The following is a 12428-nucleotide window of genomic DNA, read 5'->3' as shown; positions in this document are numbered from 1 at the left end:
GAGGTCAGTGAATATGTTTAATAGATGGTCAACTCACTCAAATCATTTGGAATCTATTCCGAGAATTAAAAAAATTTTGAATCGCAAGACTGCAATTGCCATTGGAGGTTTAGGAATTACAACAGTTGTTGGCGGTCAGTTAATGACAGCTGAGTTACCTATGAAAAATCAGATTTATGATAAATCTATTGAGGTAGTCCTTAAACAGTTTGAGGAAGCTGGGTTTGAAAAAGTTAAAACCATTAAAATAAGCAATATTGAATATGGCGATAATATTGATGATACTTTTGTGAAGGTTGTATCTGTTGATGGGGAGGATTGGAAAGAAGGAAGAGTTTTAAAATCGACTCCCGTTACGATTACCTATCATGCTGCTACTGATGATGCAGTAGAATTAGCATTTTCTTCGAAGAAAATTTCGGAAATTGAGGCGAAATTGGATGATGCAGGATTTGAGAATGTGAGTAAGAGTCCAATACTTTTAGTAGAGAAAGGCAATATTGATAAAAAAGACACAGTAGATAAGATTGAGATCGGTTCTTCGACCTACACAAGTGGATACTTTTACTCTAAAAAACTTCCAATTACAATTACTTATTTTGATGTCAGTCCAGATAATATTGAATTTCCAACAACTCTTGATATAACTGGAAATAGGAAGGATTTGGAAAAACAACTAACCACTGCAGGTTTTTCAAATGTAAAATGGACTGCAGTAGCTGATAAGGAAAAAACTAAGCATGAGAAAATAAGAAAAATTACAATAAATGGTGAGAATATAGAAAATCTTTCAAATATCGAAACTGTCGTTAAAAAACAAATCCCTATTGAAGTTACTTACTCAGATTTTTCTAGCTTTGCTGAATTACCGGTCTCTCTAAATACAACCACTGTAGCAGATACCAAGCAACTATTTACAAACAATGGCTTTAATCAGGTATCTGAGACCTCAATTGAAACCAATGAAATAGGTAAGAATGGCCAAATTCAGAGTGTGGAAATTAATGGAAAGAACTTTAACGAAATAAATGATAAAGTTATCAGAAAAGATAGTAAAATTGTCATTAAGTATTGGAATGCCGAAAAAGCAATCGTTGAGAAAGCACGTAAAGAAGAAGAGGCTAGACTTGCTGCTGAAGCACAAAAAGCAGCTCAGGCTCAGTCCCAAGCACAAAATCAAGCTCAAATTCAACAATTCGCAGGAACATCGGCTGGAACTGTGTATTATAAAAATTGTACAGCCGCTCGAAATGCTGGAGTAGCTCCTGTACGTATTGGAGATCCAGGATATGCACCACACTTAGATCGTGATGGTGATGGGATTGGTTGTGAATAGGGAAGTGTTGACAACGCTTACAATTTGTGCTATTCTATACGTACATTGGAGGTGTTGGCTTATGAACTATGTTTATCGTATGGTGTTTTCATTCCTGCTTGCCGGTCTGTTTTTATATCTAGTGGCAACTGTTTTTGCCAAAAGTATATGGGAAGGCCCCTTTTTTCTTGCGTTTTCCTTCTTCAGCTTAATCTATGGATGCGTCATGCTATACAAGTGGAAACCAAAAGCTGCTAAAATTATTTTTGAGTGTGTCGGAAACTTCTTATCATTACCTTGGTCCTAATAACAAACAAGCTCAAATCGGGCTTGTTTTTCTGTTTCCTAAATGGTCAAATTATGATAGAATGGAAGGAGTGAAATTTTAAGATTGGAAAGTGAAAAGTGGCTCAATTATACTATAAATATGGGACGATGAATTCTGGCAAAACCATTGAAATTCTTAAAGTAGCCCATAACTATGAAGAGCAAGGCAAGCCCGTTGTCATCATGACCTCTGCCTTGGACACTCGTGATGCCTTTGGCGTTGTTTCTAGCCGTATCGGTATGAGAAGAGAGGCTGTGGCCATTGACGATGAGATGGATATTTTTGGCTATATCGAAAAGATGGAGCTACGTCCCTATTGTGTCTTGATTGATGAAGCTCAATTCCTTCGTCGCCATCACGTTTATGACTTGGCACGAGTGGTAGATGAATTGGATGTTCCAGTTATGGCTTTCGGTCTTAAAAATGATTTCCGAAATGAACTGTTTGAAGGTTCCCAACATTTGCTCTTATTGGCTGATAAATTAGATGAAATCAAAACAATCTGCCAATATTGTTCCAAAAAAGCCACTATGGTTTTGCGAACTCAAGACGGTAAACCGACTTATGAAGGCGCTCAAATTCAAATTGGTGGAAATGAAACCTACATCCCAGTTTGTCGCAAACATTACTTTTCACCAGAAATTAATGATTTACCCTAATTTTTGAAAATGAACTGAATTTGCCCATGACTCTGTGCCAATTTTCATGACCTACATATTACAGAAAGGAATTGAACACGCCCTACAAGCTGTGTCAAAAAGATAATCTCTCCAAGTGTTTGTAACACTCGGTCAAAATTCTTATTTTGACTGTGCTTGCTTAACGGGCTTTGTATCTTAATGGAATTGAACACGCCCTACAAGCTAACTGGAAGTGTGTTCGGTCAAATATTTAGAAAGGAACTGAATACGGGCTACGAACTGTGCAAAAAAGATAGTTTTTCTTAGGACGCTTTCGTCCTTCGTCAAAACTCCTATTTTTGCTTTGTTCGTTTAACGCCCTTAATATCTTAATTTTATGAACATCTATGATCAATTACAGGCGGTGGAAGACCGCTACGAGGAACTTGGTGAACTGTTGTCTGACCCAGATGTAGTCAGCGATACCAAGCGTTTTATGGAGTTGTCTAAGGAAGAAGCGGCAACTCGTGACACAGTAACAGCCTACCGCGAATATAAGACTGTACTTCAAAACATTATCGATGCAGAAGAGATGATTAAAGAATCTTCTGGTGATGCTGACTTGGAGGAAATGGCTAAGGAAGAACTTAAACAAGCTAAGGCTGATAAAGAGGCTTACGAAGAAAAGTTGAAAATCCTTCTCTTGCCAAAAGACCCTAACGATGACAAAAACATCATCTTGGAAATCCGTGGTGCTGCAGGTGGTGACGAGGCAGCCCTCTTTGCTGGTGACCTTTTGACCATGTACCAAAAGTATGCAGAAGGTCAAGGCTGGCGTTTTGAAGTCATGGAGGCTTCTTACAATGGTGTCGGTGGTATCAAGGAAGTGGTTGCCATGGTATCTGGTCAATCCGTTTATTCAAAACTCAAGTATGAGTCAGGAGCTCACCGTGTCCAACGTGTCCCTGTGACAGAAAGCCAAGGTCGTGTCCACACCTCAACAGCAACCGTTCTTATCATGCCAGAAGTTGAAGAAGTGGAATATGACATCGATCCAAAAGATCTTCGTGTCGATATTTACCACGCATCTGGTGCCGGTGGTCAGAACGTCAACAAGGTTGCGACTGCCGTGCGTATCGTTCACTTACCAACCAATATCAAGGTAGAAATGCAGGAAGAACGGACCCAGCAGAAAAACCGTGAAAAGGCCATGAAGATTATCCGTGCCCGTGTAGCTGACCACTTTGCCCAGATTGCCCAAGATGAGCAGGATGCTGAGCGTAAATCAACTATAGGTACAGGTGACCGTTCAGAGCGTATCCGTACCTACAACTTCCCACAAAACCGTGTGACAGACCACCGTATCGGCTTAACCTTGCAAAAGCTGGATACTATCTTGTCAGGTAAGATGGACGAAGTCGTAGATGCCCTTGTTCTCTACGATCAAACGCAAAAACTAGAAGAGCTTAACAAATAATGAATTACGCTCAATTATTTGCAGCATACGAAGAACAATTAGTAGCAATAGGTGAAGAGGCAGAGTCCCTGTCCTTCACCTTTCGAGGCTTAAAAGGACTGAATTTTACGGAATTTCTCCTCTTGCTCCGCCAGGACGTTAGTCCAGATGACCAAGAGCTACTAAACCATATTTTTCAGCAACTTTCCCAACACCGACCTGCCCAGTACATTATCGGCAAGGCTGATTTTCACGGCTTAGAGTTTGCGGTGGACGAGCGGGTTTTAATTCCAAGACCAGAAACGGAAGAATTGGTCGATTTGATTTTGCAGGAAAATAGCAGAGCAGGTTTGCGAATCTTAGATATCGGTACAGGAAGCGGTGCTATTGCTATTTCCCTTGCAAAAGCTAGACCTGATTGGGAAGTGGTAGCGGTTGACATTTCAAAGGATGCCTTAGAAGTGGCTCAGGAAAATGCAAGAAGCAATCAGGTTTCTGTTCAATTCATACAGTCGGATGTCTTGCAAGCTGTGACAGGGCAATTTGATATCATTGTTTCCAATCCACCTTATATCTCACCAGACGACAAGGACGAAGTTGGAGCCAATGTTTTAGCATCGGAACCACATTTAGCCCTGTTCGCAGAAGAAGATGGGCTGGCCATCTATCGACAAAGTGCGGAACAGGCAGGGGCATTTTTGAAGGAAAATGGAAAACTCTACTTTGAAATTGGCTACAAGCAAGGGCAAGACCTAACCGACTTACTCACTCTGCATTTCCCCAAAAAGCGAATTCGAGTTCTCAAAGACCAATTTGGTCAGGATAGAAAGGTTGTGGCAGATGACATTGGATAAACTCCGAATAATTCTTGAAAATGGTGGTGCTGTTATCCTACCAACTGAAACAGTCTATGGACTCTTTGCCCAAGCCTTAAATGAAGAGGCGGTCAATCGTGTCTATCAGTTGAAACAACGTCCGAGGGACAAGGCCATGAACTTAAATGTCTCAAATCTGAACGATATCTATTTTTTTAGTCAAAATCCACCTCATTATCTAGAAAAACTGTATAATAGGTTTATGCCAGGCCCCCTAACAATTATCCTAAAAGCGAACGACAATGTTCCTTTTTGGGTTAATTCTGGACTGGATACTGTTGGATTTCGTCTTCCAAATCACGAACAAACCTTACGTTTGATTTCAGAGGCTGGCCCACTTATTGGACCGTCCGCCAATATCTCAGGAAACGAAAGCGGCAAGAAGTTTTCGGACATCCAGGCACAATTTCCAGTTGATTTGCCTGGCATTGAGGATGACCAAGCTCTGACAGGCATTGATTCAACGATTTTGGACCTTTCTGGACAGAAAGCGCGGATTTTGCGCCAAGGTGCTATCAGCCGTGAAGAGATTCAGAAAGCCATTCCCGAAATAGAATTTGAGGATTAAGACATGATTCGAAGTATTGAGTATGCAGATTTGTCTGCGATTAGAGAAATAAATGCACAAGCCTTGGGCTACGATGTTCCTCTTGAGCAAACAGAAATACAATTTGAACGTTGTTCAGAGACTAATGGACACACTATCTTGGTTTTTGAGGACGATGAAACTGGTCAAGTATCAGGTTACATTCACGCACAAGTCTATGAAAGTCTCTATTCAGATACAGGCCTCAATATTCTCGGACTAGCTGTTTTGCCTGGTCATCAAGGACAAGGGATTGGAGCAAGCCTGCTGAAAGCCGTTGAGCAAATTGCACAGAAAGAGGGCTACCTTTTTATTCGCCTCAATTCTGCTGAAAGTCGTCTCCAAGCCCATCTTTTCTACGAAAAGAATGGCTATCACTCCGATAAAATGCAGAAGCGTTTTATCAAGCACATTTAGCCCAATACAAAGGAGTACCGTATATGATTTTTGACAAAGTTAACTACAAAGAATTTGATAAAGAAGTTTGGGAAGCTATTCAAGCTGAAGAAAAACGCCAGCAAAACAATATTGAATTGATTGCGTCTGAAAACGTTGTTTCTAAAGCTGTTATGGCAGCTCAAGGTTCTATTTTGACCAATAAATACGCAGAAGGTTACCCAGGTCGTCGTTACTATGGCGGTACGGAATGCGTTGACGTAGTTGAAAGTTTAGCTATTGAACGTGCTAAAGAAATATTCGGTGCAAAATTTGCTAACGTTCAGCCACACTCAGGAAGCCAGGCCAATTGTGCTGCCTACATGGCCTTGATTGAGCCAGGAGACACTGTTATGGGGATGGACTTAGCTGCAGGTGGTCACTTGACTCACGGTGCATCAGTTAGCTTCTCAGGACAAACTTACAACTTTGTAGCTTACAATGTTGACGAAGAAACTGGCTTGCTTGATTACGATGCAATTTTAAAACAAGCAAAAGAAGTACAGCCCAAATTGATTGTAGCAGGTGCTTCAGCCTATGCACGTACAATTGACTTTGCTAAATTCCGCGAAATTGCAGATGCAGTGGGTGCCAAACTGATGGTGGATATGGCTCATATTGCTGGTCTTGTAGCAGCAGGTCTTCATCCGAACCCAGTGCCACATGCCCATATTACAACAACTACGACTCATAAAACTCTTCGTGGGCCACGTGGTGGTTTAATTTTGACCAATGATGAAGAGCTCATCAAGAAAATCAACTCAGCCATCTTCCCAGGCATCCAAGGTGGTCCATTAGAGCATGTCATTGCTGCAAAAGCCGTATCTTTCAAAGAAGTTTTGGACCCAGCTTTCAAAGACTATGCTCAGAAAGTGATTGAGAACAGCAAGGCCATGGCCGAAGTCTTCCTTGCAAACCCTAACTTTAAAGTCATCACAGGAGGAACAGACAACCATCTCTTCCTCGTTGACGTGACCAAAGTTGTTGAAAATGGTAAAGTTGCTCAGCATCTCTTAGATGAAGTAAATATTACTCTCAATAAAAACTCAATTCCTTACGAAAAACTCTCGCCATTCAAAACAAGCGGTATCCGTATTGGCTCTGCGGCCATTACTGCTCGCGGTTTTGGAGTAGAGGAAGCTCGCAAGGTCGCACAACTAACTATCAAAGCACTTGAAAATGCAGAAAATGAAACTGCTCTTGAGGAAGTCCGTCAAGAAGTGCGTGCTTTGACAGATCAATTCCCACTTTACGAAGGTTTATAATGGATATATTTGTAAAAAAAGCCATCATACATCAATTTAGTCCTGATGATACAGAGCTGGTCCTTTCCGACCAGCTTTTGACTGTTAGCCCAAAAATAGAAGAATATTTGCGTAAAAAGATTGAACGTGTCTTTTCTGATGAAGCAAAAACAGGACAATTTAACCCCGACAATCCTTTTCTTGACTATTTAGATGGTGACCTACTGACCAACTCTGTCAAGATTGCTAATCTCTGGAAAGAGGAATTCTCCATTTCTGAAAATCTCAAGACCAACGATTTGATATTTATTGAGTTTGAGAGAAATGGTGTAGAGCATTTTGCCTTTCTAAGAATTTCCTTACGTGAAAATCTCGCTCACGTTGGTCTGGAAAGCGGAAGTCCTCTTAAAATTACTCAAAACAATTTGCCAGGGGCAGGCTCTGCACCTGATGAAGCCTTGATTGTCAATCTTCAAACGCGGAAGTATCATTTGATTGAGAAAAGAATCAAACATAATGGAGCCTTCCTCAATTATTTCTCAGATAATCTTCTGCAGGTTACACCAGCTATTTCTGCAAAAAAATCAATCAAAGCAGTAGAGCAAACTGCACAGAAGATTGCTGACAATTTCCATCAAGGCGATTTTCAATTTCAATCGAAAGTCAAATCAGCTATTTTTAACAATTTGGAAGAAGATAATGAGCTTTCACCCGAAAAATTGGCTGATCAGTTATTCGATAACAACCTGACCGCTCGTTTAAATTTCGTCGATCAACTGAAAGAGGTCATACCTGATAAGATTTCCTTCGATGAAATTGATAGTAGCCGTCAACTTAAGAAATTTGAAAATCAGAAGCTATCTTTATCAAACGGAATTGAGTTGATTGTGCCAAATGCAATCTATGAGGATGCAGAATCGGTTGAGTTTATTCAAAATGACAACGGGACCTATTCTATTCTTATCAAAAATATTGAAGACATAAAGAGCAAGTAAATGAAAAAACTGATACGTACGCTGATACTTCTTTTGCTGATTTTTCTCGGTTACAAATTCTATCAAACCTACAGTGCAGTCAAGCAAGTGATGACCTATCAAACTATGGTACAAGAAGTATTGGCTGAAAACGACACACCAGCTAATGAAGAACTAGTCCTAGCAATGATTTACACAGAAACCAAGGGACAAGAAGCAGATGTCATGCAATCAAGTGAGTCCGCTACTGGCTATGCTAACACTATCACGGATAGTAGAGAGAGTATCAGGCAAGGAATTATCTACCTAACAGAAAACCTACGGTTGGCTGAGGAAAAAGGAGTAGAGGTTTGGACAGCAGTTCAGGCATATAATTTCGGTCCAGCCTACATCGACTATATTGCTGAGCATGGTGGAGAACATACACTCTCTTTAGCTAAAGAATACTCCAGAACAGTAGTAGCACCAAGCTTAGGGAATACTACAGAAGAAACATATACCTATTTTCATCCCTTGGCTTTGCTAAATGGTGGGAAGTTATATGTAAATGGTGGAAATATCTACTATGCTAGACAGGTTCGTTTTAATATGCACCTGATGCGCCTCATTAATTTATTTTAATACCTATCAAACTCATCGGAAATCTGATGAGTTTTTAACTATAGCATTTTTACAAACTAGGTAAAATTGTAGTATAATAAAGAGAATAGGAGACAGAGTGATGAAACGAAATGTATTGATTACAGGTGCAAGTAGTGGTATTGGCAAAGCAATCGCTTATGTGTTTGCTGCTAATGGTGATAATATCATCATTACAGGACGAAGATTGGACAAACTAGAAGAAATTAAGCAAGATATTGAAAGGCAATACCATGTTCAGGTATCCGTTCATTCATTTGATATTACGAATATGGAACAAACAATTGTAAATTGTCAAAAAATCTTAGAAGAAGTCGGACAAATTCATATTTTGGTAAACAATGCTGGTCTGGCATTGGGATTGGACAAATTCCAAGACTATGATTTGACTGACATGATGACAATGATTGATACCAATATTAAAGGATTACTAACTGTGACACGTCAGTTATTGCCACAAATGGTTGAAAATAATGAGGGTCATATCATCAATATTGGATCAACGGCTGGTATTTACGCCTATGCAGGAGCTGCTGTCTATGCTGCAACCAAATCAGCTGTCAAGGTGCTTTCAGACGGGATCCGTATTGACACGATTGATAAAAATATCAAGGTAACTACGTTACAACCTGGTATCGTTGAGACTGATTTTAGCCAAGTCCGTTTTCATGGAGATAAAGAGAGAGCAGCGACAGTCTATCAAGGAATTGATGCTCTTCAAGCAAATGATATTGCCAGCTGTACTCTATTTGTTGCAAATCAACCTGCACACGTGCAGATTTCTGATATGACCATTATGGCAACCAAGCAGGCAACTGGCTTTACTATTCATAGAGATTAGAGGGGAGATAGCTAGAATGAACAGAAAATATTTAGCACTCGCTCTTGGCTTGCTCACTATCATGTCGCTTTCTGCCTGTCAAACTGAAAAGAAGGGCAGTTCCGCAAGTACCTCAACTGCTGATACCCAGGTTTCTAATGCCAATACAAGCACGTCATCAACAATCCAACGTGAGATTTCTCTTAGTTCTATGGATATAGATGCTCTAATGCAAGGCAATTACGATAGTATACTAGGCACCTGGCAAAATAGCCAAGGAAATTCACTAGTCTTCAATAGCAAAGGATTAGTAGCAGATAGCCAATCCTTACTTGGCCGCGGAAAAATAACTGACGGAATTTTTGAAACAGGCTATGTAGACGCAATGATTGGCGATGTAACACTATTAATGATTCCCAAAGGAACACAAGCAAATACAACTGAGACAGACACTACTGACTCTACGCGCGATAGAATGATTGTAATAAGCCAAGAAACAGCAGCAGACGTGATAGATGTCTATTATCGCTTGACCAATTCAGCCACTAGCGGTATAGACCCATTAAAAAATACTGAAACAGGCGTACAGTTGGATAGTGGACCAAAAACGATTGATTATGCCAACTCAATTTTAGGCGAAAACAATTGGCGCGTCATTGAAGGTAACTACACGCGCACCGAATCTATTCCTTATAATGTTTTGGAAGGCGATGATAATGCCCGTTACACTATTTACCAAAACGGTGTCATTATCAATGCAGATTATCAAATTGTTTATCAACCATAATGATTCTCTAGGAGGTTAGACATGACATTCACATCATTTGAACCAACACGCAATGTGCAAGATTTTCATTTGGCAGCCTTTGCCTACTATGATGGACTAGATGTAATCGACCAACTCAAGCCAGGAACACCTGTTCAGCTAGTCGGAGAGCCTTCAAACCCACATGATTCAGAAGCTGTAGCAATCTTTTATCAGGGCACAAAGTTAGGATATATCCCATCGGATAAAAACTCACTAATCAGTCGGTTAATCTATTTTGGACACAGCGATATTCTAGAGGCATGTATTCAGATGTCCAATACAGAAAATCATCCTGATCGCCAGTTTCGAGTCGTTGTAAAACTAAAAGATACTCGTAAGAATGGTTAGGTCGGTAATTTACCAACCTAACCATTTTCTACTTAACACGGAGCTGTGCTCTCCGTTTTTGTTCTTCAATAATACTTAAAAAGGCTGCAAACTCCCTATCCAGGCGATGTTGGTAGGCCTTATTTTTTATTGTGAGATCTTCCAGGAACACTGGATAGGTTCCTTTTTTATACAATTCTCCCTGAAAGAAGAAGCGGTCCGATAATTTATCAACTGAAACAAGAGAAGAACGCCAGCGGCTTTTACGAGAGTGAGAAGGTTTCCAAGATATTTTTAATTGCTTCTCATAAAAGTACCAGCCCATAATATAAATTTTAGTAATCTGATTTCGTTTCCTGTCTTGATAGAAACAAGGAACTGCATAAACATTTCCATGCTTTGTTTGCAAAAAAGGATGGAAATCTTTTATCTTTTCGTATTCTTTCTTTGGAATAAGGGTTAATTGATTATCCTTAATAACCTTCTTTTCATCAATAGTATATGAATAACGGTAGGGGTCATAAATGGTTGATTGTCCACGCGCTCTATAACGCTCTGCCATTTCCTTAAAAATAGGTAGACGTCCATAACCATCCATCAGACTAGATAGACTAAGTCCTCGTCGATTATTATTTTTCTTCACACCAAGAATCTGGCAGGTAGGCCAATAATTGATAGGAATGGCTCCTAATCCGACCAGAAGACCAGCGCTGTCAAAATGACTAGCAAAGCGTACCTCACGAGTGTGACCAGTCTCATTTTTCAAATCAACAAATACAGGTTGCTTGTCCTGTTCAAAAACAATTATATAATTTCCAAAAGACTCCGTATTTTCTCTAATTGGAACGGTGTAGAAGTGGTGAAAATTTGGTAATTCTAGTAACTTTCCAAGTGTTGATGTTTTCATAACACAAGTATAACAAAAAATATTTTTCAAATCCACAAAAATGTTTAATTTGTTAAACAAAAATATAAAGAAGCTGGGAAAGACATCCATGACGACTTTCCCACTCCCACCGTTTATTCAAGGATAGGTGATAATTGTCTTATCTACCGAATCTTCTAAAGCCTGGCGCGATTCTTCTGATAAACGCAAATCTGCAAGGGTTTGTTCTGAAAAATAGTAGGGATTTAGACTATCTACAAATGCAGAAATTGAAATGACAGCTTTCTCCAATATCAGAGATTTTTCAGTGTAAGCAAAGGGAATAGCAGACCAATCATCACTCTCGAACATTTCTAAAATATCTTTTTGAACTTGAATTTCAGCCTCATTTTTAGCTGAAACTAGGATTGTTTTTAGTGTAGTACGAAAACTCTCCTTGTCTTGCACCAAGTCTTCCAAGGTCAACAAGCTTTCATCTGCCTTCTCATAAAAAATATCTAATTCCGTCTCTGACGAAGTAGTCACATGGAGCCAGTCAGCCTTGATGCTGGTTTTCATTACTGCATAGGCAGAAGTATTTTCAAAGGGACTGCTGCGCGTTTGAGGATAGAGAACAATCCACTCTTTCTGGAATAGATTGTCAGGTTTAGCTATTTTCAGTTCCTCCTCAGAAGCTGTACCAATCCGCTGGCTGATAGCAGTAGTGTCATCTTGCTGAAAGAATCCAATGATGCGCGGATTTTGCGGACCACCAATGGCATCAATTTTTGTTCCTAGATCATTAATAATGCGTATGTTCAAGGCATGCCACTGCTCATTTAATAGTCTATTTTGCTCTTTTCCGAGCCAGTAGATTCCGATACAAGATAGACCAGTGGCAATAAGCAAGACAAGTAACAGCACTTTCGAGTATTTCAACACAGCCATCACACCTTTCTAAAACGTTTTCATCCATATATTATCATATAAAAATATAAAAAGCAACTATTTTATGGTACCACATTAAACGGTTACACAAGTATATAAATTCTAAGTTTACGACAGGAATGTTTAATGATAAAATATAGGTAATTCGAACTCATAATTTAATAGGTGTAGATACAACACCGTTGGAG

General features: G+C 39.7%; 15 protein-coding genes. 13 read left to right on the top strand and 2 right to left on the bottom strand.

Features of this window, described 5'->3' with window-relative positions; all coding sequences use genetic code 11:
• The first annotated feature begins 13 nt into the window (after window positions 1-13).
• The 13 genes from PHA78_RS05455 to PHA78_RS05395 all read left to right on the top strand — a co-directional run bounded on the left by PHA78_RS05455 (window position 14) and on the right by PHA78_RS05395 (window position 10448).
• Window positions 14-1336, top strand: a complete 1323-nt coding sequence (locus PHA78_RS05455) for an excalibur calcium-binding domain-containing protein (protein ID WP_161944095.1) — start codon at window positions 14-16, stop codon at window positions 1334-1336.
• Between the two features lie 61 nt (window positions 1337-1397).
• Entirely contained in the window at window positions 1398-1622 is a 225-nt protein-coding gene (locus tag PHA78_RS05450; RefSeq protein WP_099807026.1) for a hypothetical protein, read from the top strand.
• A 98-nt stretch (window positions 1623-1720) separates the two neighbouring features.
• Complete coding sequence (locus PHA78_RS05445) at window positions 1721-2302, top strand: thymidine kinase (protein WP_024418279.1); 582 nt, start codon at window positions 1721-1723, stop codon at window positions 2300-2302.
• A gap of 358 nt (window positions 2303-2660) precedes the next feature.
• Complete coding sequence (gene prfA, locus PHA78_RS05440; RefSeq protein WP_002943195.1) at window positions 2661-3740, top strand: peptide chain release factor 1; 1080 nt, start codon at window positions 2661-2663, stop codon at window positions 3738-3740.
• Entirely contained in the window at window positions 3740-4573 is an 834-nt protein-coding gene (gene prmC, locus PHA78_RS05435; protein WP_024378652.1) for a peptide chain release factor N(5)-glutamine methyltransferase, read from the top strand. The genes prfA and prmC overlap by 1 nt, the downstream gene beginning before the upstream one ends.
• On the top strand, window positions 4560-5162 hold the full coding sequence (locus tag PHA78_RS05430) for an L-threonylcarbamoyladenylate synthase (RefSeq protein ID WP_180273810.1): 603 nt from the start codon (window positions 4560-4562) through the stop codon (window positions 5160-5162). Before prmC ends, PHA78_RS05430 begins: the two co-directional genes overlap by 14 nt.
• A 3-nt stretch (window positions 5163-5165) precedes the next feature.
• Window positions 5166-5597: a GNAT family N-acetyltransferase gene (locus PHA78_RS05425; protein ID WP_024376988.1), complete on the top strand. Its 432-nt coding sequence runs from the start codon at window positions 5166-5168 to the stop codon at window positions 5595-5597.
• Between the two features lie 23 nt (window positions 5598-5620).
• Window positions 5621-6880 (top strand): serine hydroxymethyltransferase, encoded by a 1260-nt coding sequence (gene glyA, locus PHA78_RS05420; RefSeq protein ID WP_014637944.1) that lies wholly within the window; start codon window positions 5621-5623, stop codon window positions 6878-6880.
• Window positions 6880-7854 (top strand): nucleoid-associated protein, encoded by a 975-nt coding sequence (locus tag PHA78_RS05415; RefSeq protein WP_002943200.1) that lies wholly within the window; start codon window positions 6880-6882, stop codon window positions 7852-7854. Before glyA ends, PHA78_RS05415 begins: the two co-directional genes overlap by 1 nt.
• Window positions 7855-8454, top strand: coding sequence for a lysozyme family protein (locus PHA78_RS05410; RefSeq protein ID WP_002934990.1), 600 nt, complete (start codon window positions 7855-7857; stop codon window positions 8452-8454). It abuts the gene before it with no gap.
• 100 nt (window positions 8455-8554) lie between these two features.
• Window positions 8555-9313 (top strand): SDR family NAD(P)-dependent oxidoreductase, encoded by a 759-nt coding sequence (locus PHA78_RS05405; protein ID WP_024376990.1) that lies wholly within the window; start codon window positions 8555-8557, stop codon window positions 9311-9313.
• A 16-nt stretch (window positions 9314-9329) separates the two neighbouring features.
• Window positions 9330-10079 (top strand): DUF6287 domain-containing protein, encoded by a 750-nt coding sequence (locus tag PHA78_RS05400; protein WP_024376991.1) that lies wholly within the window; start codon window positions 9330-9332, stop codon window positions 10077-10079.
• Between the two features lie 21 nt (window positions 10080-10100).
• Complete coding sequence (locus PHA78_RS05395) at window positions 10101-10448, top strand: HIRAN domain-containing protein (protein ID WP_105145891.1); 348 nt, start codon at window positions 10101-10103, stop codon at window positions 10446-10448.
• A gap of 28 nt (window positions 10449-10476) precedes the next feature.
• On the opposite strand, the gene PHA78_RS05390 is transcribed toward PHA78_RS05395, so the two are convergent.
• Together PHA78_RS05390 and PHA78_RS05385 are read right to left on the bottom strand one after the other, a co-directional pair.
• Window positions 10477-11424 carry a hypothetical protein gene (locus tag PHA78_RS05390; RefSeq protein WP_029998603.1) on the bottom strand — a complete coding sequence of 316 codons (948 nt, stop codon included), beginning with the start codon at window positions 11422-11424 and terminating at the stop codon, window positions 10477-10479.
• Window positions 11425-11451: 27 nt separating this feature from the next.
• Window positions 11452-12240, bottom strand: coding sequence for a hypothetical protein (locus PHA78_RS05385; protein WP_002943206.1), 789 nt, complete (start codon window positions 12238-12240; stop codon window positions 11452-11454).
• Between the last annotated feature and the right edge of the window lie 188 nt (window positions 12241-12428).

This window comes from Streptococcus sp. HN38 (assembly GCF_028335765.1).
Taxonomy (GTDB): Bacteria; Bacillota; Bacilli; order Lactobacillales; family Streptococcaceae; genus Streptococcus; species Streptococcus suis_P.
This window is presented reverse-complemented; position numbering and strand designations above follow the sequence as displayed.